The organism is Stenotrophomonas sp. 05L44_2, from assembly GCF_056665995.1.
On record NZ_JBFTNR010001001.1, the window covers coordinates 1 to 1,096 of the forward strand.

At 66.4% G+C, this 1,096-nt stretch carries 2 protein-coding genes; both read left to right on the forward strand.

What is annotated here, in order from left to right:
- Window positions 1-191 precede the first annotated feature (191 nt).
- The gene (locus AC1VAN_RS22640; protein ID WP_032978625.1) at window positions 192-833 is read left to right on the forward strand and encodes a LysE family translocator; all 642 of its coding nucleotides are present in this window, start codon (window positions 192-194) and stop codon (window positions 831-833) included.
- Window positions 834-937: 104 nt separating this feature from the next.
- Window positions 938-1,096 (forward strand): DUF1328 domain-containing protein (locus tag AC1VAN_RS22645; protein ID WP_480986840.1); only part of this gene is annotated, 159 nt, incomplete at its 3' end.

Below are 1,096 nucleotides of genomic sequence, written 5' to 3' on the forward strand. Positions count from 1 at the left end.
TCGCGCTGCTGGTCGTGTTCCTGCGCTCGGCGCTKCGGGTGCTGCGCATCGCGATGRCCGARCTGCGYGCATCGCGCATTGCCACCGGCTGAGCCGCACCGGCTGTAACCGTCGAATCGACCCCGGACTGTACATGGTGGTGACAGCCGCTGCGCACTATCCTTGCAGGGATTATTACGGTGGATGAAGTGATGGCCCTGCATACCTGGTGGTGGTTCCTGGCGACAGTCTTCGTGCTGTGTGGCACGCCGGGCCCGAACATGCTGCACATCCTGGGGCGCAGCGTCGGCCTGGGCTTCCGTCGCAGCGTGCCGGCCATGGCCGGTTGCCTGCTGGCGATGCTGCTGGTGCTTGCGGCGTCCGCGGCCGGCCTGAGCGCGGTGCTGCGATCATCGCCGATGCTGTTCGATGTGCTGCGCTACCTGGGTGTGGCCTACCTGGCCTGGCTGGGCATCAAGGCGTGGCGGGACAGCTACCGGCAGGCGCCGGTGGCGACAGACGTCGATGCAGCAGCGCTGGCGCCGGTGCACGGTGCCTGGGCAGTGTTCCGTGGTGGCCTGCTGGTGGGGTTGAGCAATCCCAAGCTGCTGCTGTTCGCCGCCGCGTTCCTGCCGCAGTTCGTCGACCCCGCGCGTGGCCAGGCCGTGCAGTACACGGTGCTGGTGGCGACCTTCGCCACCTGCGAACTGTTCTGGTACGTGATGTATGCCGCAGGCGGGCATGGGCTGCGCCGTTGGCTGGCAAAGCCATTTGCGCAACGCTGGTTCGAACGCCTGGTCGGCAGCGTGTTCCTCGCTTTCGCAGTGGCGCTGCTGCGCTTCCGGCCGCGCTGAGCGGGTTCGTTTCACGCCGCGCCTGCGACCTGTTCACGCGTGTGGCATCGCGGCGTACCTAACCTGATCCCACCTTCAGTATTCCCGCCAGGGAGAGGATCGACATGATCAAGTGGGCCATCATTTTCGCCATCATCGGCCTGATCGCCGGTGCGCTGGGTTTCGGCGGCATCGCCGGCGCTGCCGTGGGCATCGCGAAGTTCCTGTTCTGGGCCGGCATCATCATTGCCGTTGTGCTGTTCGTGCTTGGCATGACCGTCGCC